Origin of the sequence: Pantoea sp. T14, from assembly GCF_036663535.1 — a bacterium.
Classification (GTDB): domain Bacteria; phylum Pseudomonadota; class Gammaproteobacteria; order Enterobacterales; family Enterobacteriaceae; genus Pantoea; species Pantoea phytostimulans.
Map to the genome: position 1 here is coordinate 247,393 of NZ_JAWUEB010000026.1, position 22,095 is coordinate 269,487.

The 22,095-nt window shown below is 56.7% G+C and carries 19 protein-coding genes; 1 reads left to right on the forward strand and 18 read right to left on the reverse strand.

All coding sequences use genetic code 11. The features are described from left to right. Positions 1–21 precede the first annotated feature (21 nt). The 11 genes from phnC to phnF all read right to left on the reverse strand — a co-directional run bounded on the left by phnC (position 22) and on the right by phnF (position 8,513). Positions 22–852, reverse strand: a complete 831-nt coding sequence (phnC, locus tag SC127_RS16320) for a phosphonate ABC transporter ATP-binding protein (RefSeq protein ID WP_215846481.1) — start codon at positions 850–852, stop codon at positions 22–24. A gap of 80 nt (positions 853–932) precedes the next feature. After that, positions 933–1,703 carry a phosphonate metabolism protein PhnP gene (gene phnP / locus SC127_RS16325; RefSeq protein WP_332627129.1) on the reverse strand — a complete coding sequence of 257 codons (771 nt, stop codon included), beginning with the start codon at positions 1,701–1,703 and terminating at the stop codon, positions 933–935. Next, positions 1,700–2,251 carry a ribose 1,5-bisphosphokinase gene (gene phnN, locus SC127_RS16330; protein ID WP_332627130.1) on the reverse strand — a complete coding sequence of 184 codons (552 nt, stop codon included), beginning with the start codon at positions 2,249–2,251 and terminating at the stop codon, positions 1,700–1,702. The genes phnP and phnN overlap by 4 nt, the downstream gene beginning before the upstream one ends. Positions 2,252–2,262: 11 nt before the next feature. Continuing rightward, positions 2,263–3,399, reverse strand: a complete 1,137-nt coding sequence (gene phnM, locus SC127_RS16335; protein ID WP_332627131.1) for an alpha-D-ribose 1-methylphosphonate 5-triphosphate diphosphatase — start codon at positions 3,397–3,399, stop codon at positions 2,263–2,265. Then, complete coding sequence (gene phnL / locus SC127_RS16340) at positions 3,396–4,100, reverse strand: phosphonate C-P lyase system protein PhnL (RefSeq protein WP_332627132.1); 705 nt, start codon at positions 4,098–4,100, stop codon at positions 3,396–3,398. Before phnL ends, phnM begins: the two co-directional genes overlap by 4 nt. Positions 4,101–4,110: 10 nt before the next feature. Beyond that, positions 4,111–4,872 carry a phosphonate C-P lyase system protein PhnK gene (gene phnK / locus SC127_RS16345; protein ID WP_243077652.1) on the reverse strand — a complete coding sequence of 254 codons (762 nt, stop codon included), beginning with the start codon at positions 4,870–4,872 and terminating at the stop codon, positions 4,111–4,113. Continuing rightward, positions 4,862–5,710, reverse strand: coding sequence for an alpha-D-ribose 1-methylphosphonate 5-phosphate C-P-lyase PhnJ (locus tag SC127_RS16350; protein ID WP_243077651.1), 849 nt, complete (start codon positions 5,708–5,710; stop codon positions 4,862–4,864). Before SC127_RS16350 ends, phnK begins: the two co-directional genes overlap by 11 nt. Then, complete coding sequence (locus SC127_RS16355; RefSeq protein ID WP_332627133.1) at positions 5,703–6,779, reverse strand: carbon-phosphorus lyase complex subunit PhnI; 1,077 nt, start codon at positions 6,777–6,779, stop codon at positions 5,703–5,705. Before SC127_RS16355 ends, SC127_RS16350 begins: the two co-directional genes overlap by 8 nt. After that, complete coding sequence (gene phnH / locus SC127_RS16360) at positions 6,779–7,354, reverse strand: phosphonate C-P lyase system protein PhnH (RefSeq protein ID WP_332627134.1); 576 nt, start codon at positions 7,352–7,354, stop codon at positions 6,779–6,781. Before phnH ends, SC127_RS16355 begins: the two co-directional genes overlap by 1 nt. Next, the gene (gene phnG, locus SC127_RS16365) at positions 7,351–7,800 is read right to left on the reverse strand and encodes a phosphonate C-P lyase system protein PhnG (protein WP_332627135.1); all 450 of its coding nucleotides are present in this window, start codon (positions 7,798–7,800) and stop codon (positions 7,351–7,353) included. The genes phnH and phnG overlap by 4 nt, the downstream gene beginning before the upstream one ends. Continuing rightward, positions 7,800–8,513, reverse strand: coding sequence for a phosphonate metabolism transcriptional regulator PhnF (gene phnF / locus SC127_RS16370; protein ID WP_332627330.1), 714 nt, complete (start codon positions 8,511–8,513; stop codon positions 7,800–7,802). The genes phnG and phnF overlap by 1 nt, the downstream gene beginning before the upstream one ends. Before the next feature lie 314 nt (positions 8,514–8,827). Between phnF and SC127_RS16375 the strand changes: the two genes are divergently transcribed. Beyond that, positions 8,828–10,993, forward strand: coding sequence for a putative bifunctional diguanylate cyclase/phosphodiesterase (locus SC127_RS16375; RefSeq protein ID WP_243078483.1), 2,166 nt, complete (start codon positions 8,828–8,830; stop codon positions 10,991–10,993). Positions 10,994–11,494: 501 nt separating this feature from the next. On the opposite strand, the gene biuH is transcribed toward SC127_RS16375, so the two are convergent. The 7 genes from biuH to SC127_RS16410 all read right to left on the reverse strand — a co-directional run bounded on the left by biuH (position 11,495) and on the right by SC127_RS16410 (position 22,090). Further along, positions 11,495–12,184 carry a biuret amidohydrolase gene (gene biuH, locus SC127_RS16380; RefSeq protein WP_332627136.1) on the reverse strand — a complete coding sequence of 230 codons (690 nt, stop codon included), beginning with the start codon at positions 12,182–12,184 and terminating at the stop codon, positions 11,495–11,497. Further along, positions 12,177–13,487 carry a purine-cytosine permease family protein gene (locus SC127_RS16385; protein WP_332627137.1) on the reverse strand — a complete coding sequence of 437 codons (1,311 nt, stop codon included), beginning with the start codon at positions 13,485–13,487 and terminating at the stop codon, positions 12,177–12,179. The genes biuH and SC127_RS16385 overlap by 8 nt, the downstream gene beginning before the upstream one ends. Beyond that, positions 13,487–14,929 carry an amidase gene (locus SC127_RS16390; RefSeq protein WP_332627138.1) on the reverse strand — a complete coding sequence of 481 codons (1,443 nt, stop codon included), beginning with the start codon at positions 14,927–14,929 and terminating at the stop codon, positions 13,487–13,489. The genes SC127_RS16385 and SC127_RS16390 overlap by 1 nt, the downstream gene beginning before the upstream one ends. A 344-nt stretch (positions 14,930–15,273) precedes the next feature. Then, entirely contained in the window at positions 15,274–16,116 is an 843-nt protein-coding gene (locus tag SC127_RS16395; RefSeq protein ID WP_215846469.1) for an oxidoreductase, read from the reverse strand. Between the two features lie 119 nt (positions 16,117–16,235). Beyond that, positions 16,236–18,017: a thiamine pyrophosphate-requiring protein gene (locus SC127_RS16400; RefSeq protein ID WP_332627139.1), complete on the reverse strand. Its 1,782-nt coding sequence runs from the start codon at positions 18,015–18,017 to the stop codon at positions 16,236–16,238. Between the two features lie 64 nt (positions 18,018–18,081). Further along, positions 18,082–20,043, reverse strand: coding sequence for a hydantoinase B/oxoprolinase family protein (locus SC127_RS16405; protein ID WP_332627140.1), 1,962 nt, complete (start codon positions 20,041–20,043; stop codon positions 18,082–18,084). A 1-nt stretch (position 20,044) separates the two neighbouring features. After that, positions 20,045–22,090: a hydantoinase/oxoprolinase family protein gene (locus SC127_RS16410; RefSeq protein ID WP_332627141.1), complete on the reverse strand. Its 2,046-nt coding sequence runs from the start codon at positions 22,088–22,090 to the stop codon at positions 20,045–20,047. Between the last annotated feature and the right edge of the window lie 5 nt (positions 22,091–22,095).

Sequence of the window (22,095 nt, forward strand, 5' to 3'; positions counted from 1 at the left end):
GTTTTTCTCTTGCCATGGAAGTTAGTGGAGCTGATTAATTTCATCACCGTACAGTTGGTGCAGCAGGCCGTCGGTGAGTTGGGAAGGATGTCCGTCGAACAGCACCACGCCGCGCTGAATGCCAATCACACGGGTGCAATAACTTTTCACCAGTTCGATGGAGTGCAGGTTGACCATCACGCTGATGCCCTGCTCGCTGACCTGACGCAACACATCCATGATGCGCTTGGTGTTTTTCGGATCCAGAGAAGCCACCGGCTCATCGGCCAGCAGGATTTTTGGGTTCTGCATCAACGCTCGACAAATCGCCACGCGCTGCATCTGACCGCCCGACAAATTCTCGGCGCGTTGCAGCGCCTGCGGCAGCATGTTCATCCACTGTAAAAGTTCGATGGCGTGTGCGCGGTCAGCGTCAGAAAAGACTTTAAAGAACGATTTCAGGGTGGAGGTCTGGCTCAGGCGGCCCAGCAGCACGTTGGTTAGCACGTCGAGACGTGGCACCAGACAGAAATCCTGAAAAATCATGCCGCATTCGCTGCGCCATTCGCGCATCTGGCGGCTGTTGAGCGTCACCACATCGCGATCGGCCTGGCCGTGGCGCAGGCTGACAATCGCGCCGTCAGTGGCCTCAATGGTGCCGTTCAACATGTGCAGCAGCGTCGATTTTCCTGCGCCTGAACGCCCCACCACGGCGACCAGTTCGCCCGCATGGAGATCGAAACTGACGTTATCCAGCACCCGGTTTTCACCGTAGGCTTTGCATAACCCCTGCACCGATAACACTTTTTGCCCGGTCTGGCTGGCCAGTGGCAGATCGTTGTCCACCACCGTTTTCAGAAGCGCCTGTGCCATGATCTTCTCCGTAATTGCGGTCTGTAAGGTCTGCGCTTATTAAGGCGATACGGGATGAATGCTGAATGACAGTTAAGTGATCAAACTGTGACAGGCTGCTCGGCACCCAAACAGAGTGTCAAACCGTCGCGTGCCGGTTGAACATGTTCAGGTAACGAATGGTTGGCTAACCAGTTATCCATTTCATGACTGAGGTGCGTGAGCCACGCTTGACGTGGCTGAAGCTGATCAATAATCGCCAGCGCAAGTTGGACATCGTTGTGATTGCGCGCGTCACTGCGCGGCGGATCGTTGCAGTCCAGCACCAGCTGGTCCAGCGGTTGCCCAATGAGGTAATCACGCGTTTCCGGCGGCAGGCCGCAGGTATCGCACAGCCACGCCAGCCGCATGCCGTGCCAGTCAAACAGATAGCCGTGTGTGAGCCGTGAATGCTGCAACGGCAGTGGCGTGACGGATAGATTGCCAAACTGATGCGGCACGAACGGCGTAAGTGAGGGGCGGAAATCCAGCAGGCCGGGGTGTTTAAACAGGTCATCGCTGCCCTTCTCATCGGGCGGGCCCCACACCGGAATCGGCGTGCCGACACCCCAGCGCAGCGCAAATAAACCCTGCACATGATCCATGTGATAGTGCGTCAGCAGAATGCGCGTCAGTTCTCCGGGCTGGAAACGTTCATGCAACAGCGGTAAACCGCCATCCAGCAAAATACGTTCGCTGCCCGCTTCAATCAGCGCACTGCAGGGTGCGCGTTTGCGTTTTTCATCGCGCCTGGCGCGGTGACAGGCCTGGCAGTCGCAGCCAAACAACGGTGCGGCAGTCACACCGCCAGTGCCGAGAAAGGTCAGTTTCATCGGTATGCCTCGAGTAATTGACGCAGCTGCTGCACCGTCTGGCTCAGCGCGCCATCGTTATTGAGCAGTAAGCATCCATCCGGCTGCGGCTGTGTGGCGCGATCCAGTCGCCGCACAATTTCCGCTTCACTCTCCCTGCCGCGCTGGCGTAAGCGCGCTGCCAGCACGGGCGGCGAGACTTCAAGACAGAGCGGCATCAGTTGTTCACCGTAACGTTGCATGACCTGCGCCAAATGCAGCCGCGAGCCGTTCACCAGTACGTTTTGACCGCGCGCCAGCCAAAGATCAATCTCGCTGCCGATGCCGTAATGAAAGCCATGCGCCTGCCAGCGAATCGCGAAAAAGCCCAGCGCGGCGCGGCGGGTAAACTCCTGTTCGGTGAGGGCAACGTGGTTTTCACCGCCAGCATCGGCGGCGCGAGTGATGTAGCGATGGGCAATCATCAACCCTGCTGGCGGCGCTTCTCGCAAAGCATTCAGCAGGCTATCCTTGCCCGATCCCGACGGCCCAATTAGCCAAATCAGCCTTGCCTTCTGCGGTGATGACATTGGCGCGGCCATCAATAAACCTGCCGCCCTTTGGCCCAGACGTGGCGGATATGCGGATGACCATGTTCGGTGTGCGCCAGCACTAAATCGGCGCGGCGGCCTTCAGCAATCACGCCACGATCATCCAGTCCGATCGCCCGGGCGGGATTACACGTCACCAGCGCAATCGCCTGCGGCAAGTTCAGGCCATTGCGATCGTCAGCCGCCAGAAGAAACGCGGCGTCCAGCAGGCTGGCGGGATAGTAATCTGACGAGAGAATATCCAGCATACCCTGTGAAGCCAGCTCCCAGGCGGCGACGTTGCCGGAGTGCGAGCCGCCGCGCACAATGTTCGGCGCACCCATCAGCACCTGCATACCGCGATGGCGTGAAGCGCGCGCCGCTTCCAGCTGAGTCGGAAATTCAGCGATGGCGCTGCCAACGGCAAACGACTCTTCAACATGCGCCACGGTGGCATCATCATGGCTGGCGAGCGTAATCTGTTGCTCACGGCACCGTGCAGCAATCGCCAGACGGTTAGGCTGTGACCAGGCTTCCGCCAGCGTTAACTGCTCGCGCTCAAATTCATCCATCTGCCGATCGTTGAGATGATATTTCCCTTGGAAATATTGCCGATACTTTTCCAGCGAAACGTATTGCCGCTGGCCGGGCGAATGATCCATCAGCGATACCAGCGCCAGCTCCGGCGTGCTCATCAAGGCTTCAAACAGCGGCAGCGTGCTGGCATGCGGTAATTCACAGCGCAGATGCAGCAAGTGCTCCGCACGATTTACCCCTTTACGGTTGCTGTCGCGGATGGCATCAATCATTTTGCTGAGATTATCCAGCCGATGGCCACCATCACGGACGTCGCCGACGCCAATCGCGTCCAGTACTGTGGTGATGCCGCTGGCGATCATCAGCGCGTCGTGGCTGCTCATCGCGGAATGCGCTGGCCAGTCAACTTTCGGGCGCGGGGTAAAAAATTTATCGAGGTTGTCAGTATGCAGCTCAACTAAACCGGGCAGCAGAAACGCGCCTTCGCCATCCAGCGCGCCCGGCTGTTGGCTGCGGGTTTCGCTAAAGCTGGCGATAAAGCCATCACGCATCTCCAGCGATCCGGCGATCACCTCTTTTTCCAGTACCAGTTTGACGTTATTGATGATCATGCTTCCGCCCCCGAGCTAACCGGCTGCATAACGTGCAGGCGATCCGCCACCCGCTCGCGCACCGCCTGATCGTGAAAGATACCGACAATCGCCGCACCGCGTGTGCGTGCCTGTTCAATCAAACTCACCACCGCCGCGCTGTTAGCGCTGTCGAGTGACGCGGTGGGTTCATCCAGCAGCAGCACCGGATAATCAGCAATAAAGCCGCGGGCAATATTGACGCGCTGCTGTTCGCCGCCAGAAAAGGTTGAGGGTGGCAGCGCCCACAGACGTTCTGGCACGTTGAGGCGCGTCAGCAGTTCTTTGGCGCGCTGCTCGCAAAAGGCGCGCTCAACGCCCCGTTCTAGCAGTGGCTGCATGACAATTTCCAGCGTTGGCACACGCGGGATCACCCGCAAAAACTGGCTTACCCAGCCGATCGTATCGCGGCGAATCGCAATAATCTGGCGCGCCGGGGCCTGCGCCATATCCATCCATTCGCCCCTGTGTTGCAGCCAGATATGACCGCTGTTGGCCTGATAATTGCCATATAGCGCGCGCAACAGCGTGGATTTTCCGCTGCCCGAATGGCCATGCAGCACCACGCATTCCCCCTGATTCACTTCAAGGCTGGCGTCCTGTAACACCGGCAGCGCCACGCTGTTTTGGTTATGCAGCACAAACGTTTTGCACAGCTGCTCGACGCGAAGTTGTGTGGTCATGTTCATCACCTTAATTAAGCACCGAGGAGACCAGCAGTTGGGTATAAGGATGATGTGGATCGTCCAACACCCGATCGGTCAAGCCGCTTTCTACCACCCGGCCTTGTTTCATCACCAGCAGGCGATGCGCCAGCAACCGCGCCACGCCGAGATCGTGGGTGACAATGATCACCGCAAGATTGAGTTCACGCACCAGCGTGCGCAGCATATCCAGCAAGCGCGCCTGCACCGACACATCCAGCCCACCGGTAGGCTCATCCATAAACACCAGTTTCGGCTGCGTCACCAGGTTGCGGGCAATCTGCAAACGCTGCTGCATACCGCCGGAGAAGGTAGTGGGTAAATCATCAATGCGGTTCGCTGCAATCTCGACTTCCTGCAACCAGTGGCTGGCTTCAGCGCGGATCTCACCATAATGACGATGCCCCACCGCCATTAATCGTTCACCGATATTGCCGCCTGCGGTGACTTGCGCACGTAACCCGTCCAGCGGATGCTGATGCACCACGCCCCATTCGGTACGCAGCAAGCGGCGGCGGTCGCTTTCGCTCATTTGATACAGGTCATGTTCACCGTATAAAATCGTGCCCTGCTGCGGCGTTAAGCGTGCTGATAGGCTGCGCAACAACGTGGTTTTGCCCGAACCCGATTCCCCGACAATGCCCAGCACTTCGCCGGGATAGAGATCAAAACTCACCGCTTCAAAACCTTTGCCCGGCGCGTAAAGGTGGGTGAGATTATTTACCGCAAGCAGCGGCTGTTCACTGTGCATGATGTTGTTCCTGCTGCTGATGGCAAAAATCGGTGTCCGAGCACACAAACATGCGTGTGCCCTGATCATCCATGACCACTTCATCAAGGTAGCTGTGACGCGAGCCGCACAGCGCGCAAGGCGCTTCCCACTGCTGCACGCTAAAGGGATGATCGTCAAAATCCAGGCTTTCTACTTTGGTGTAGGGCGGCAACGCATAGATGCGTTTTTCGCGTCCGGCACCAAACAGTTGCAGCGCCGGCATCATGTTCATTTTCGGGTTGTCGAATTTAGGAATGGGCGAAGGATCCATAACGTAGCGATTATTCACTTTCACCGGATAGGCATACGTGGTGGCGATATGGCCGTAACGCGCGATATCTTCATAGAGTTTCACCTGCATGATGCCGTACTCTTCCAAAGCGTGCAGAGTGCGGGTTTCAGTCTCACGCGGTTCGATAAAGCGCAGCGGCTCCGGGATCGGCACCTGAAAGATCAGGATCTGATCCTCCTCCAGCGGCGTTTCCGGGATGCGGTGGCGCGTCTGAATCAGCGTTGCATCCACCGTGCGCTCTGTCACTGCCGCACCGCTGACGCGTTGGAAAAAGCGGCGTATCGACACCGCATTAGTGGTGTCATCTGCGCCTTGGTCAATCACCTTCAACACATCCTGATCGCCAATGATGCTGGCGGTGACCTGAATACCCCCCGTGCCCCAGCCATAAGGCATTGGCATTTCACGTCCGGCAAACGGCACCTGATAACCGGGGATCGCCACCGCTTTTAGAATGGCGCGGCGAAGGGTGCGCTTGGTTTGCTCATCCAGATAGCCGTTGTTGTAGCCGCTTAACTCAGCCATGGTTACGCTCCTGATGATCCTGACGCAGCTGCTTCAGCAGTTCCAGCTCCGCCTGGAAATCGACGTAGTGCGGCAGTTTTAAGTGGGAAACGAAGCCCGCCGCTTCAACGTTGTCGGCGTGCGACAGCACGAACTCTTCGTCTTGCGCCGGGCTGGTGATACGCTCGCCGTGTTCGCGGGTTTGCAACGCGCGATCCACCAATGCCATCGCCATCGCTTTGCGTTCGGCGCGACCAAATACCAGACCGTACCCTCGGGTAAACTGCGGTGCCTGTTCGCCGTTATGGGTGAATCCGTTGACCATTTCGCATTCGGTCAACAGCAATTCGCCGATCTCCAGCTCAAAACCGAGCTCTTCCGGGCAGATGCTGACGCTGAGATAGCCGGTGCGAATTTCGCCGGCGAAGGGATGGGTGCGGCCGTAACCGCGCTGCGTGGAGTAGCCCAACGCCAGCAGAAAACCTTCGTCACCGCGCACCAGTTGTTGCAAACGGGCGGCACGCGAAGCGGGAAAACCGATCGGCTCGCGAGTAATATCGGTAGGTTCGCTGCCATCATCCTTTTCACTGGCCGCTAACCCTTCTTCACTCATCATGCTGAACATGTGCGGACAACGCTGCGGCAGCGCCTGATCGTCTCGCGGTGCGGCGGGTGTTTCACCGTTTGCCAACAACGTGAAGTCGAGCAGACGATGGCTGTAGTCATAGGTGGGCCCTAATACCTGGCCGCCTGGCAAATCTTTATAGACCGCCGATATCCGCCGCTCGATGCGCATTTCCCGGGTTGCCAGCGGCGTGCTTTCCGCCAGACGTGGCAAGGTGGTGCGATAAGCGCGCAGCAGGAAAATCGCCTCGACTAAGTCGCCGCTGGCTTGTTTGATCGCCAGCGCTGCCAGCTCAGGATCGTAAATACCGCCTTCGGTCATCACCCGATCCACCGCTAAACCCAACTGTTGGGCGACCTGATCACAGCCTAGCTCGGCGACGTCTCGGCTACCGCGACGCAAATCAGCCTGTAACTGATGGGCATTGGCAATCGCCTTTTCGCCCCCTTTCACCGCAACATACATCAGCAGACCTCCACGTCGGTAGAGCGCGGCAGCGCCATCATCGCTTCGCCACAGGTGAAGATCAGATCAACACCCTGTGGAAACGGATGCGGTCGGGTACGCAGATATTCCAACACGCTCTCCGGCAACTGTGGCGCAATGGCGCGTGTTTCACGCAGGCCCGGCCCCGACAAGCGCAGCGTCAGTCCGCCATTCAGTGAAGGCACTTCAATGATCAGCGTGGTGCTTTTCTCCGGCGACAGGTTATCGCCTGCTGCAAAATCGGCGGGATTGGGTTGCGAAGTGGCGTGGCTTAAGGCAAACGACGCACCATAGCTGTCGCTAATCGGCACGCCGGTATGAAAACGCAGGTTGCTGCGTAGCTGTTCATTATCCATTTTCGCATCGATCCACAGCGGACTTTCCTGATCCACCAATGTCAGTAACACCGCAGTGGCAGCGGGCGATAACGCACCCCAACCCTGTTGCAGCGGCAGCGACACCATCACGCCTGGCTCGCTCATCGCTTTGAGGATGCGGCGAAAGGCGCGCTGCGCATCAGCCACCGGATGGTTAAAACTTGCCAGTAAAGTCATTCATTATCTCCGCGTACCAGCGTAAAGAAGTCCACTTTGCTACTGGCTATTTCGCGTGCGCGCAGCTGTCGCTGCTCATCACGTAAGGCCGCCAGCGGCGTAATCACTTTTTCCTGTAACAGCGCGTGAAATTCCGGCTGCTGCATCAACGCATCGATCAGCGCGCAGCGCTCAGCCTGGGCTTTATCTCGTCCCAGCAGATAGCTGTAACCCAAGGTGCCATCTTCCAACTGCACTACGGCGCGCGTGACAGTAGCATCGCCCATCACGAAGCGGTTGCCGCTGGCACCCATTCGCGCTTGCAGGCGCGTCAGGCCAATTTCTGCCGGACGGATCAGGGTGAAAGCAGGATGAAGATTGAGTGCCTGCCAGTGCGCCTTGAGGTTGGCTGCGCTGCTGTGTGCCAGCACCGAAAGCCAGTGTTGGCGGGCGGTTTGCTGTTTCATTAATGCTCCAGAGTGAGTTCAATCATGTCGCCGCGCGTTACGCTGACGGAGTATTCCGCCATGGCGCCGTCGGTGGTTTTATTCAGGGTGCGCACGCACAGCAGAGGCGACTGCAGTGCAATCTCCAGCTGTTTGCACTCTTTGGCCTGCGCGCGGCGGGTGCTGATTCGCGTCTGCGTGCGGACCAGATGTTTACCGGTGTGTTGAGAGAGATAATCGTGCAGCGATCCGCTGTTGAAACGCTGAAGTAGCGTCCACCAACTGAGATCGGGCAGGAAATGATTGATCACGCAGACCGGCACGCCATTAACCCGGCGCAGCGTCCGCAAATGGATGACGTTATCGCCTTCGGCAACGGCCAATGCGCTGGCGACCTCGTTGCTGGCGGGACGCATTACCGCTAACAGCCGCTCGCTGGTGGGATGGCTACCCTGCTCCAACAGGTTTTGACTGAAGCGCGCCTGGGCATGCAGCGGATAGTTATAGGGTCGCATTAGCACTAAAATGCCCACGCCGTGACGACGCTGCAGCAACCCTTTGTGCACGAGTTCATCCACCGCACGGCGCAGCGTATGGCGATTCACTGCGTAGTGATCGGCCAGTTGCTGCTCAGAAGGCAGATAATCACCACAGCGGTAACGTTGATGCAGCGCCTGTTCCAGTTGGGCGGCAACAGCCTGATACACAGTGGTCGGATGTCTGGATAACTCCATCACGATCAAATCCTCACGCGTTAATGAGAAATAAAGGCAGCTGAAAAGGGTGCTGCGTGATGGCATTACCATGAAGTTTTTAGATGACAGAACGGTGACTGATGAATGACGCCACGATGAATTTGCTTTAAGACAGCACGATCACAGGTCAACGGCCCCGCTTCTGATAAAAATCACTTAACTGTTAAGTTTGCGAGGCGTTACGCAAATTTTGGTGGCAATTCAACAACAAGCTGCTGAGTGCGTTAACGTGCAGGTTAGCGGGATTCTGCTAGCTTTTAACCTGAACCCTCTCTGTTATGCGAACTCTTAAAATGATTAACAGCATCAAACTTTCTGGTGATTTTCGCCGCACTTTCGTTCGACAGGTGTTACTGCCGCTGATTGCCATTCTGCTTCTCACCTTCATTGGCGCAGGCATGGCGCTGTTTCTTGGCACTTCCTTAACTAATAGTGAAGCGAAACAGCAGCAACAGCGCATGATAGAAGCCTCTTTTTCGCAGAGCCTGAATGAGCATTTGCGGCAGTTGCGCAGCCTGTCGCGCTGGTCGCCGTTTGAACAACACCTGGCGCAGGCGCAGACCGACCCGCGCTGGCTGGATGAAAACGTCGGCAGCTGGCTCTATGAAATGTTTGATCATCAGGTGGTGATGGTGCTGGATGCGCAAAACCGTGTTTCTCGCATCTGGCGTGACGGACAGGCAGTGACGACCGAGAGCGAAGATCGTTTAGTGCAAGATGTGTTGCAAAGCCCACTGATCCACAATTCTCAGCATCAGGATGGGGTTGATTATGCACAGATTGGCGGGCGGGCCGCCGCTTTAGCCGTCGGAGATATCAAGCGTGACAATCAGCCTGGCGCGAACTTTCGCCTGATCAGCCTGAAATTTTTAGATGATGGTTACCTGGCAGGACTGGCGGAACGTAATCAGTTAGCGGGCCTGCATTTCTCTGACGGTACGCCGAAACCCGGCACACTGGCGCGCTATTTAATCGTTTCACAAGCCGGTGAAGCGGTCGGTTATATCAATTGGATCCCTGCCCGCCCCGGCGCGCAAATGCTGCGGACGGTTGGCCCCACCACCGGCATTGCAGTGTTGGTTATTACTCTGCTCTGTATTTACATGGTGCGCAGATTGTGGACCTCATCGCTTAACCTGTCGCAGTCGATGCTGAAGCTGGGAGCCAGCGAGGCGCAGGCACAGCATTTGGCGTTTCATGACGTATTAACTGGCCTACCGAATCGTGCACTGGTGGAAGATCGTCTGACCCAGGCATTGGCGCTTGCAGCGCGGCAGGAGCAGCGCGTTGCGCTGCTGTTGATTGATCTTGATCGCTTTAAAACCATCAACGATACCCATGGTCATCACGCCGGAGATGAACTGATCATCGCGGTGGCGCATCGTCTGAATGCCTTAGTCCGCGCCAGCGATACCGTGGGGCGCATCGGCGGCGACGAGTTCATTGTGGTGATGCCGGATGTCGATAACATCGGGCAAGTTCAGGCGCTGGCGCAGCGCATCGTTGATGAATTAAGCCAACCGTTTACCCTGTTTGGCAGCGAAGTCTGGAGCGGTGCCAGTATTGGACTGACGCTGGCACCCAAAGATGGTTTAGATCGGCTAGAGCTCATGCGCAAAGCAGATATCGCGTTGTATGAAGCCAAAAGCAGCGGACGCGGCAAGTATCGTCAGTTTGAGCGTGCCATGGATGAGTCGGTTCAAACCCGGCAAACCATCGCGGCAGATTTACGTGCCGCCCTGCAAAGCTACCAAGGGCTGGAAGTATGGTATCAACCGCTAATGGACATTAGCGGTCAGCAGGTAGTGACCATCGAAGCATTACTTCGCTGGAAACATGCTGAACGGGGCGAGATCTCGCCCGGCGAATTTATTGCGATTGCTGAAGAGACGGGATTGATTATTCCGCTCGGCGAATGGGTATTACGCGAGGCGTGTAAAACCCAGCAGCAGTTTAACGGTTTAATTGTGGCGGTAAACGTGTCACCGGTTCAGTTCCGTACCACCGGTTTTGTGCAGCGGGTCATGGATGTTGTGCAGCAAGCGGGTGGCGATCCTCATTTTATTGAGCTGGAAATCACTGAGGGTGTGTTGATTGAGGATGAGCACGAGGCGCGGGCGATTATCGTGGCTTTGCGTGAAGCCGGTTTCCGTATTGCCCTGGACGATTTTGGCACCGGCTACTCCAGCCTGAATTACCTCAGCACGTTTCCGGTCGATAAAATCAAAATTGACCGCTCGTTTACGCAATCGCTGGGCGTGGCGGAGAATTCTGTGGCGATTATCGAGTCGGTGGTGAAACTGGGGCATGCCATGGGATTAACGGTGACGGCTGAAGGCGTTGAGACGCAGGGGCAAATGTCTGCACTGGCCGATGCCGGATGTAATCAACTTCAGGGCTACCTGTTCAGTAAGGCGGTGCCGGTAGAGGAAATTGTGAGCATGATACGTCCGGGTTGATGTTTATGCTTTTATTTCAGCGAGCTGATGGCTGGCTACGGTTGTCTGCGCTGCCTTTATCCTCTGCGCGCTGCCTTTATCCTCTGCGCGCTGTCCCCCATCCCAACCTTCCCCCGCACGCGGAGGAAGGGGCAGATAAGCAGACGCTGGTGAGATGGGAGCGCATTACGCTGAATGCAATCCATCCCAACCTTCCCCCGCACGTGGAGGAAGGGGCAGATAAGCAGACGCTGGTGGGATGGGAGCGCATTACGCTGAATGCAATCCATCCCAACCTTCCCCCGCACGCGGAGGAAGGGGCAGATAAGCAGACGCTGGTGAGATGGCAGCGCATTATGCGGAATGCAACCCATCCCAACCTTTCCCCGTATGCGGAGGAAGGGGCAGATAAGCAGACGCTGGTGGGATGGCAGCGCATTATGCGGAATGCAATCCATCCCAACCTTTCCCCGTATGCGGAGGAAGGGGCAGATAAGCAAACGCTGGTGGGATGGGAGCGCATTATGCGGAATGCAACCCATCCAGCAACGCGGCTGAACTGGCCACCGCACCAAAAATCCCGCCTTGCATATGAATCATGCTTAATGCCGCTTCGTGGTGCTTCACTTCAGTCGCTGCACAACAATCGGCTAACACCAGACACTCAAAACCGCGATCGTTGGCTTCACGCAGCGTGGTGTGGACGCAGACATCGGTTGTGATGCCAGTAAGAATCAAATTACGGATTCCACGACTGCGCAGCACCAGTTCCAGATCGGTGGCGTAAAACGATCCTTTGCCGGGCTTATCAATAATTACCTCGCCCGGTAGCGGCGCCAGTTCAGGAATGATCTCCCAACCCGGTTCACCGCGCGTTAATATCCGCCCGCACGGCCCTGTACCACCAATCTCGGCATTCATGCGCTTTGAACGCCAGTGCTTATTCGCTGGCAAATCGCTGAGATCGGGTCGATGCCCTTCTCGCGTATGAATGATAGGAAAGTTAAGCGCACGCATCCGCGCCAGCACCGCTTTAATCGGTTCGATTGGCGCGCGCGTTAACGCAATGTCATAACCCATGCTATCGACATAACCGCCTACTCCACAGAAATCGGTCTGCATATCAATAATCACCAGCGCGGTATTGGCTGGGCTAAAGCCGCCATCAAACGGCCAGGCGTAAGGCGTGGAATTAACACTGAACTCAGGCATTCTCTTTCTCCATCATCGGTTGCGGCGCTTTGCCCCGCAGCTTAATAATCAGGCTGTAACTCAGCGCGGCCGTTACCAGGCCAATCACCGCTTCGCCAAACTGAGGAAACTCAACGTGTGCAATCACCGCACACAAGCTGCCGATTGCCCAAGCGGCGAAGGCGCTACCCCTGAAACGCTGCGCTTTACGCTGTTCGCTGAATTTGGACATAAAAATCAAATCAACAATCATTACCGCACCAAACGGCGGCACCACAATGCCCAGCAAGCTCAGCCATTCAAGGAAGTAAGACCAGACGCCCGCCAGCGCCAACACGCCGCCGATTGCGCCCAGAATCAGCGTCCATAAGCGCATTTTGCTGCTGAACAGATGGCTGAAACCCACCGCACCGTTATAAAGACAATGGGTGCAGACCGAACCAAGATTGATAAACACGAACAAGCAGGCGATGGTGGAAAGGATTGCGCTGTGGCCCATTAACATCGGCAGAAAGTTGCCACCGTTATTCAGCGGATCGACCGCTGCGCCTACCGCGACAATCACCACGCCAAACAGGTAAGAGATGACATTTGCCACCGGAAACGCTGAAAATGCTGCAACTACCGCAGAGCGTCCATTTTTGGACCAGCGAGTAAAATCGGCGGTCATGGTGCCGGAATCAGCAAAGCCCGCCACCACCATGGTGACTGCGGTGCCCATGCTCATTGCGCCCGCCACGCTGGCGCTGCCCTGAAAAGCGGTGATGGTGCTAAAGTCGTGATCTTTGCCAATAAAATAGAGCGCCACTACGCCTAGCACCACAAACAGCGGCGCGGCAATCATGCCTAATACCGAGAGCGCCCGCACACCAAGGAAGGTGACGCCGGTATAAAGCACCATTGCGAATGCCGTAACCGCCAGCGCGTTCCAGCCAAAGGTTTGATTAATTACCGTGCCAGTCAGGCCAGTCTGGAAGGCGTACCAGCCGATCACCACCGTGGAGAGAAAGCCAGAAACCAAAATGTAGCCTTTGCTGCCAAAGGTGCGCTTAGCCTGCAACGCGAAGTTCATTCCGGTATTGCCCGCCAGCCAACTCAGCGCGCCGACATAGGCAAACAGCACCAAATTCCCCAGCAGAATGGCAATCAGCGCCGGCCAAAAACCGAGATGCCAGGTGATCATGCCACCAAACAATGCGTTGGTGAGGATCATCGGGAAGCCAAACCACACCGCAGAGACGGACCCCGTAGAATGACGGTGCGTCACGGGCACCGGCTCATGTTCAAATTCCTGCTCTAACGCAGGGGATGATTGATTTTTCATTAGGCGATTCCTGTGAAAGCGGGTTGATGATGATTCCACGGTTGGATACGTTCAAACGCGGCGCTGGCCGCCAGCACTAAGGCGTCATCAAGATGGCGTCCCACAATTTGCAGGCCGATCGGCAGGCCGCTGGCAGTCAATCCGGCGGGCACTGATGCAGCTGGCTGGCCGGTAAAATTGAACGGAAAGCAGAAAGACAACCAGTGATCGCTGCGCACCATGCGGCCATCAATGATTTCCGGGCCTTGCATGTTGAGCGGGAACGGTGGCGTGGCTAAGGTTGGGGTAATCAGCAGATCGTAGCGCTGCATAAAACGCCATAAGCTGTTGCTCACCGATTTACGGGTAGCGATGGCATCGGTAAAGGTTTCGGCACGCCATTCGCGTTGCAGCATCGCGACCAGATGCGGCGACATGTTTTCACCCAGTTCACTCATCATCTTGCGCATGCCAGTTAAGTCACTCTCCAGCGCCACCAGCGCACCAAACGCGGCACCTGGATCGCTGAAGCCGGGATCGGCGAGTTCCAACTCACAGCCTAGCTCGCGGGCAAAGCGCTCTGCGGCGGCGCTGACGACTTTCCGCACCTCAGGATCGACCGCGACATAGCCAAAGTCAGCGCTAAAGGCGATACGCAATTTCCTCAGCGGCATTTCCGGTGCCGCTAACCAGTCAACATCGCTACAGGGAATGGAGTGGCGATCGCGCATGTCTGGCCCGGCCATTAGCGACATCATTAAAGCCGCATCGCGCACCGTGCGTGTCATCGGGCCAATGTGCTCCAGCGACTCCCAACTAGAGACGCCGGGATAGCGTTCATCACGGCAGCCCGGCCACAGCGGGACGCGGCCCATTGAGGCTTTAAATCCATAGACACCACAATGCGCAGCAGGGATGCGTACCGAACCGCCGCCGTCGCTGCCCAATGCCAGCGGGCACATTCGCGCAGCCAGTGCTGCACCGGAACCGGCGCTGGAACCGCCGGGCGTCATGTTGAGATCCCACGGATTACGCGGTGACGGAAACAGCGGATTATGACCCACCCCGCTGTAACCAAATTCAGGGGCTGTGGTTTTGCCCAGCATCACGGCATCGGCAGCCAGCAAACGCTCAACGGTAATGTCGTCATCTTCAGGAATAAAATCTTTATAAGCCACCGAGCCTGACGTGGTTTTAACGCCTGCGGTGCAGATCAGATCTTTGACGGCAAAAGGCACGCCTGCCAAAGCGCCCAATGTGTCGCCACGGGCGCGTTTAGCATCCACAGATTTCGCCTGCGCCAGCGCAATATCGGGTGTCGGCGTGCAAAACGCGTGAATGTGCGGCTCACGCTGTTCCATGCGTTCCAGCGTCGCCTGAGTGATTTCTCGTGCAGAGACTTCGCCATCGCGGATCAGCTTCGCCAGTGTGGTCGCATCTTCATCTAATAAAGGGTCGAACATGGTTCACCTCGCCAAAATGATTACGCAAGGTGAGTTGCATTAAGCGTGCCATAAAGCGAGCAGGGCTGGGTAGCACACGTGGATCTCAGGCGGGATACGCTCTTGGATACAAGATCGAATTCTTATAATAACTTTCGATTGCGCGATTCGAGGTTGGATTGACTGATGGGCACGCTAATGGCGCAGCGATGCGCTATTTGGGGGAGCGTTGATGGCAATAAAAAAACCTCGCTGAATTAGCGAGGTTTATTCACAGGTGCGCATTTTGATGAGCAGCCAGAGTCACATTCTGCTTAGCCAGGGATTTTAGCAAAGCGTCTGGATAGCCTTTCATTCTTTGAAAACTACTCAGGAAAATCTGTCTCCACCGAAGTCTGTTTCCAGGCCTCGATCTGAGCCAGCCGCTCTTTCAGTTTTTCCGTTACCGCTTCATATCCCCACGCGCCCAATACCAAGTGGCGCGGCGGATTATCGTGTTCGGTAATTGCGATCATCGCTTTCGCCGCGCGGGCCGGGTCGCCTTTTTGGGTGCCGCTGTATTCTGACGTGGACTTCATGCGCGCCGCCGCCGTTTCAGCATAGTCGGGCAATTTACTCGGCGTTTGATGCAGCGAGCGTCCCGCCCAATCGGTACGGAATGGGCCAGGCTCAATGCAGGTGACGTTGATACCCAACGGGCCCGCTTCCTGAGCCAGTGAATCGGACCAGCCTTCCACCGCGTGTTTGCTGGCTGAGTAATAGCCTGAGCTGGCAAAACCGATGAATCCAGCCACCGAAGTGATGTTGATTACATGGCCGCTGCGCGCTTTACGCATAGCGGGTAACACCGCACGCGTCAGGGCAAACAGGCCAAACACGTTGGCATCGAACTGGTCGCGAATCGCTTGCTCTTCGCCCTCTTCAACCGAACTTTGATAACCATAACCGGCGTTGTTGACCAGCACATCTACGGTGCCAAATTTTTCCAGCGCCGCGCTGACGGCTTTGTCGATGCTGGCTTGTTGCGTGACGTCCAGCGCCAGCGCTAATGCATTGTCGTGCCCCTCGACCAGATCCGCAACTTTAGCGGGATCGCGAGCCGTCACCACCACGTTGAATCCACGCGCAATGGTTTGTTGTGCCAGCTCGCGACCAAAACCGGTCGAGCATCCTGAAATAAACCATACCGGGCTTTTGTTTGCAGCCATGATGGGAACTCCCCTGTTTTTTCTAACGATTTATTTTGAACCCGGATGCGGACGCATCCGGGGGAAGAGACAATTAAAAGTAGCGGCACGCTTTAGCGCCTATTTAACCTTCCATGCTGTTATGACTTTTTATGAAACAGTTGGCTGGCCGTATCGCTGATGATCTGTGCGGCACCGCGATCGCCCTTCGCCATTGACGCCATAAAGGCTTTGGCCTGTTTGAAGGTAATATGCGGCGGCAGCGGCGCGACTTCAGGGTCGGTTTTCACTTCTAAAACCACCGGACGATCTGAACTCAGCGCTTGCTGCCAGGCGCTGGCCAACGCATCGGGATTATCGACAAAGATCCCACGCAGGCCGAGTGTTTCCGCGAACTCAGCATATTTCACATCCGGTAACTGCTGCGTGGCGTCAAAGCGCGGATTGCCTTCCATCACGCGTTGCTCCCAGGTCACCTGATTCAGATCCTGGTTGTTGAATACGCAAACAATCAAACGGGGATCGGCCCATTGTTGCCAGTATTTCTGGATGGTGATCAGCTCAGCCATGTTGTTCATCTGCATGGCGCCATCACCCACCAGCGCCACCACCGGTTTTTCCGGGTGAGCAAACTTAGCGGCAATCGCATACGGCACCGCAGCACCCATGCAGGCGAGGCCACCCGACAAGCTGGCGCGCTGACCTTGTTTGACACGATAGTCACGAGCAAACCAGTTAGCGCAGGAACCGGAATCGGAGGTTACAATGGCGTTTTCCGGCAGCTGCGGCGACATCTCCCATACCACGCGCTGCGGATTAACCGGATTCGCCGGGGCATGCGCTCGCTCTTCCATCTGCTTCCACCAGGTTTGCACCTGCACCGCAATCTCTTCCTGCCAGCTGCGATCGTCTTTATGTTCCAGCAGCGGCAACAGCGCACGCAGCGTTTCGGCGGCATCACCGTGAAGGTTAACTTCATTCGGATAACGCAGACCTAACATAGCGGGATCGATATCGATTTGAACCGAACGCGCCTGACCCTCTTTGGGCAAAAATTCCGTCCACGGGAAGCCGCTGCCTATCATCAGCAGCGTGTCGCAATCCTGCATTAGCTTCCACGAAGGCTCCGTTCCCAACAGGCCAATCGAGCCGGTGACAAACGGCGCGTCATCCGGCAGCACATCTTTGCCGAGCAGCGCCTTCGCAACACCTGCACCCAGCACATTCGCCGCCTGCACCACTTCCACCGCCGCGTTTCTTGCACCCGCGCCGATTAAAATCGCCACTTTTTTTCCCGCGTTTAATACCTCAGCGGCGCGCTGTAAATCGGCTTCATAAGGCACGACTTTAGGCCGCTGATAACCGGGCCCGGAATGGGTGAAGCCGTGCAGATGCTGCGGTGCTTGCCACTCTTCATCCTGAATATCTTTGGGAATGATCAGCACCGCAACGCCGTTTTGCGCAATAGCGATGCGCACGCCGCGGTCAATCAAATGGCGCACCTGTGCGGGCGACGCCGCTTCTTGCACGAAATTAGCGACGTCAGAGAAAACGCGATCGAGGTTCATTTCTTGCTGATAACTGGCCCCACGAGCAGTCACTTCCGCTTGCCCGGCAATGGCTAACACCGGCGCGTGGTCCATTTTGGCATCGTACAGGCCGGTGAGAAGATGGGTTGCGCCTGGGCCGCCAGTGGACAAACAGACGCCCAATTCTCCGGTAAATTTCGCGTGTCCGGCGGCCATAAATGCGGCCATCTCCTCATGACGCACCTGAATAAATTCGATGCCATCGCCGTTTTTATTGGCACGTTGGATCGCGCCCAGTACACCATTAATGCCGTCGCCCGGATAACCGTAAATACGCGTCACGCCCCACTCTTTCAGGCGCTTGACAAAAAAATCACTGGTTTTGCTGCTCATCGTCGCGTTCTCCCTTTAGTGTCTGTTGCAGACTTAAAGCGTAGACGACAATGCGCAGCCTCAGTTATTTACTCGACATGGCCGGATAGCGTTGGCGTAACGCGCTGAATATTTGCGTCATATCCGCCGTTTCGCCTACTTCCTCCACCGCCTGGAATACCTGCGTTTTCAGGAAGTGACGCCAGCTGATGGGCGCATCCGCCAAAAAAGCGGTCAGCAATTGATAACGCGCAGGCGTCCAGAGCGTTTCAAAGGCGCTGCGGGCCGCACCGTGATCGAAATGCTGCGTAACGCTTTGCGGCAGGTTCGCCCGTAAATCTGCCGTCGCGGCCACATCGATTTCATCATTCCTTATCACCACACCATATTGGCTGCGTGCCGCGTCCAGGCTGAGAAACCCGCAGCGTACATCCGTTAACACCGCCTGCGGATCGCGCTGTGCAGCCAAGCCGTAACCGCCCGCGCCGGGACCACGCACCTCAACCACATCGCCTGGCTGGCATTTGATCACATCGGTGTTGCCATGCTCAATCACCTTGCCGTCACGCAGCGTGCGAAAATGGGATAGTGCACCCGCCTGGCCGCCCACCGCACCTGCTGACGCAAATACTGAGCGATTGCGATTACGGGCGGTGATGGTTGTGTCTGGCGAGAAGAGTTCAAACGCCATTTCGGTTGCCAGCCCGCCACGGTATTTTCCCGCGCCCGCGCTGTTCTGCGCCAATCCATAACGGATAAAACGGATGGGTACTTCGGCTTCGTTGATTTCGATCGGCGTATTTTTCAGGAAGGCGGATAAGCCGCCGGAACCTTCTGGACCATCGTGGCGCGGCGTGCCGCCAGCACCGCCGCCAACGGGTCCCAACGAGGCCACCACGCTGCGGTTTTGCGCATCACTGGTGCGAATGTTCATAATGGAGTTACCGCCGGGCGAATTGGCGGGTAAGCGATCCGGCATTGCCAGAGAAAATACGCCGACAGTGGCGATTTGCGACAGCGCACAGGTTAGTGAGCGCATACCAACTGCCGCTGGCGCTTCGCAATTCATTATCGTGCCAGGCGGTAAAATTGCGCGTGTTGGACGCAGCGTTCCGGCGTTCAATAGCAGGTTGCGATCCAGCGTTGAAAGCACATACGTCACGCCGACCAGCGCCAGCGGATGACGCTCGCGCCCGCCGGTGGGCATATTCAGCGACGAAGTGAGTTGCGGATCGCTGCCGGTGTAATCCAGCTCCAGCGTCTCGCCGTGCACGCGCAAGGTGATCGCCACGCGACACGGATAACCGCCCTCGCCATCTTCATCGGCGTAATCAGCATAGAAATATTCACCATCCGGGATGGTGGCAATAATGGTGCGCGCCTGGCGTTCGGCGTAATCGAGAATGCCTTCAATGCCCTGTAAAAAATCATCGATACCAAAACGGGCAATAATGTCGTGGATTTTGCGCTCGCCGACGTTCACCGAGGCGAGTTGCGCTTTAAAATCACCCCAGTTTTGATCGGGTACCCGCACGTTAAGGCGCATGATGCGCGCCACGTCTTCGTTTAAAACGCCGTTGCGCATGATTTTCAGCGGCGGAATACGAATGCCTTCCTGCACGATGTCGGTCAACGAGCGCGACAGTGAAGCGGGCACCGCACCGCCCACGTCGGTGTTATGAATGTGACCAACCACAAAGCAGACGATTTCACCGTGGTGAAACACTGGCTTCCAGATGTGTATATCGGGCGAATGCGTCGCCACATTGCCTGCGTAGGAATCATTGGTGATGCAGATGTCCCCTTCGGCATAATCGTCAATCAGCGCCAGTACCGGCGCGTAATCAATACCGCTGTACCAGGGCGCGCCAAAGCTGCGCGGTGAAGCGAAAGCTAATCCCTCGCGGCTAACAATTTGGCAGGAGAAATCTTCGGTCTCTTTCACGAAGGTAGAGTGCGCGGTGCGCATCAGAGTAAATGCCATCGCATCGGCGGCGGCAGCGCAGTAGTTCGCGAGAATCTGTAAGTTACGTCCATCAATAGCCATGTTATGCCTCCAGCGCCGTGATCAGCAGGTTGCCAAATTCATCCACCTTCACCGTCATCCCCGGCGGCACGCAGGTGGTGCAATCATCCTGAGCGACAATCACCGGGCCGTTAAATTGATGACCCGCAAGCAGCGTATTGCGTAACACCACATCAACCTGATGAAACGCACCATCAATCCACGCCTGAACCTGCTTCATCGCGTTGACCGGTTCACTGGCGAGGGGTAAACGATTTAACGCCGGTTTAGGCGTTGGCGAGCTGATCACCAAACGCAGGTTGATCAGTTGAACCGGCGCATCGGCATCACAATGACCAAACATCTGCTGATGCTGCCGATCAAAAGCCGCATGAAGCGCGTTGACGTCTGCCTGTGCCAGCCATGCCTGCTCAAGCGGCACGTCGATTTCAAACGACTGACCGCGATAACGCATGTCGGCGCTGAACTGCAGGCTATAAGGCATTTCAGCGCCGTGCTCCTGCGTTAGCCAATGGCGTGCACGTTGGCTGAGCGTCTCCGCTTCGGTCGCCAGTTTGTCGGCCAGTTGACGATTGAGATCGCTGTAGAGCGTGCGAATAAAATCGTTGCGAATATCCGCCACTAAACCGCCGAGCGCGGAAAGCACGCCAGGCGTCGGCGGCACGATCACCCCTTTCATGTTGAGTTCTCGCGCCAGGAAACAGCCCATCATTGGGCCTGCACCACCGAACGCCAGGAACCAGAACTCACGCGGATCGAGGCCAAAGCGCGACAGCAAGCCGCTGGTGTCGCTGTACATGCTGGAAACGGCAAGCTGAATGCCCGTTTCGGCGGTCTCTTCAATGGAGATATTCAGCGCTTCGGCCAGCGGTTGCCACGCGGTGCGAGCCGCAGAAATATCGACTTTTACTGCGTTATAGCCAAGATCGCCATGGCCGATCATGCCGCAGGCGGCAAAGGCATCGGTGGCGGTGGGCTGTGTGCCGCCGCGCTGAAAACAGACCGGTCCCGGCAGCGAACCGGCGCTGTCCGGTCCCATTTGCAGCACGCCTTGCCCGTCAATCCACGCCAGCGAGCCGCCGCCTTGCCCTACCGAGGTTACTGCTACAGAAGGAATGTAGATCGGGAAATCACCAATGATTTCGCCGTTGCCCTGCGCGACTTCACCCTTAATGATCACCGCCACATCTGCGCTGGTGCCCCCGATATCCAGGCTGAGAATATTATCGAACCCGCAGGCGCTGGCGAGATAGCTGGCCCCAATCACGCCCGACGCGGTGCCAGATAACACCATTTGCACGCATTCACGTTTCGCCTGCTCCACACCCATTACGCCACCGTTGGATTTGGTGATGCGCGGCGGTGGCGTCACGCCCATGGTGCGCAACGCGTTTTCAAACGATTCGAGATAATTGATCACCATCGGCTGTACGTAGGCGTTGATGGTTGCAGTAATAGTGCGTTCGTACTCGCGAATAATCGGCCAGATATCAGCGGAACAGGACGTGAGTAACTCGGGTGCGACCTCAGTAATGATCGCCTTTACCGCAGCTTCATTATGGCGATTGCGGTAGCTGTGAAGCAGCGAGACCACAATGCCCTGACAACTTGCGGCGCGCGCTTCTTCAATCGCGTCGAGCACGCTTTGACGATCAACCTGCTGAAGCACATTGCCGTCACGATCGGTGCGTTCGCGGATGGCGAAAACCCGATCGCGGGAAATCAGCGGCGCCGGACGGCGTGAAAACAGATCGTGAATATGGGGGATTTTCAGGCGCGCCAGCTCCAGCACATCGCAAAATCCATCAGTAGCGAACAGCGCAAGCCGCACACCTTTACGCTGAATAACAGCGTTAATGCCGACGGTGGTGCCATGGGTAAAGTAGCTGATTTCGCTGGGTTGAATGTTGTCGCGCTGCTGAAACTGCGCCAGACCGGTGAGAATTTCACTGCCCGGCTGATCCGGGCGCGACAGCACTTTCAGGGTATGAATCTGGTTAGTGTGCTGATCCAACACGGCAAAATCGGTAAACGATCCGCCAATATCCACGCCAACGCGGTAACGCATGTTGA

Coding starts and splice junctions, on each gene's coding strand:
- phnC (WP_215846481.1), bottom strand. CDS start 852: ATGGCACAGGCGCTTCTGAAAACGGTGGTGGACAACGATCTGCCACTG.
- phnP (WP_332627129.1), bottom strand. CDS start 1,703: ATGAAACTGACCTTTCTCGGCACTGGCGGTGTGACTGCCGCACCGTTG.
- phnN (WP_332627130.1), bottom strand. CDS start 2,251: ATGTCATCACCGCAGAAGGCAAGGCTGATTTGGCTAATTGGGCCGTCG.
- phnM (WP_332627131.1), bottom strand. CDS start 3,399: ATGATCATCAATAACGTCAAACTGGTACTGGAAAAAGAGGTGATCGCC.
- phnL (WP_332627132.1), bottom strand. CDS start 4,100: ATGACCACACAACTTCGCGTCGAGCAGCTGTGCAAAACGTTTGTGCTG.
- phnK (WP_243077652.1), bottom strand. CDS start 4,872: ATGCACAGTGAACAGCCGCTGCTTGCGGTAAATAATCTCACCCACCTT.
- SC127_RS16350 (WP_243077651.1), bottom strand. CDS start 5,710: ATGGCTGAGTTAAGCGGCTACAACAACGGCTATCTGGATGAGCAAACC.
- SC127_RS16355 (WP_332627133.1), bottom strand. CDS start 6,779: ATGTATGTTGCGGTGAAAGGGGGCGAAAAGGCGATTGCCAATGCCCAT.
- phnH (WP_332627134.1), bottom strand. CDS start 7,354: ATGACTTTACTGGCAAGTTTTAACCATCCGGTGGCTGATGCGCAGCGC.
- phnG (WP_332627135.1), bottom strand. CDS start 7,800: ATGAAACAGCAAACCGCCCGCCAACACTGGCTTTCGGTGCTGGCACAC.
- phnF (WP_332627330.1), bottom strand. CDS start 8,513: ATGGAGTTATCCAGACATCCGACCACTGTGTATCAGGCTGTTGCCGCC.
- SC127_RS16375 (WP_243078483.1), top strand. CDS start 8,828: ATGATTAACAGCATCAAACTTTCTGGTGATTTTCGCCGCACTTTCGTT.
- biuH (WP_332627136.1), bottom strand. CDS start 12,184: ATGCCTGAGTTCAGTGTTAATTCCACGCCTTACGCCTGGCCGTTTGAT.
- SC127_RS16385 (WP_332627137.1), bottom strand. CDS start 13,487: ATGAAAAATCAATCATCCCCTGCGTTAGAGCAGGAATTTGAACATGAG.
- SC127_RS16390 (WP_332627138.1), bottom strand. CDS start 14,929: ATGTTCGACCCTTTATTAGATGAAGATGCGACCACACTGGCGAAGCTG.
- SC127_RS16395 (WP_215846469.1), bottom strand. CDS start 16,116: ATGGCTGCAAACAAAAGCCCGGTATGGTTTATTTCAGGATGCTCGACC.
- SC127_RS16400 (WP_332627139.1), bottom strand. CDS start 18,017: ATGAGCAGCAAAACCAGTGATTTTTTTGTCAAGCGCCTGAAAGAGTGG.
- SC127_RS16405 (WP_332627140.1), bottom strand. CDS start 20,043: ATGGCTATTGATGGACGTAACTTACAGATTCTCGCGAACTACTGCGCT.
- SC127_RS16410 (WP_332627141.1), bottom strand. CDS start 22,090: ATGCGTTACCGCGTTGGCGTGGATATTGGCGGATCGTTTACCGATTTT.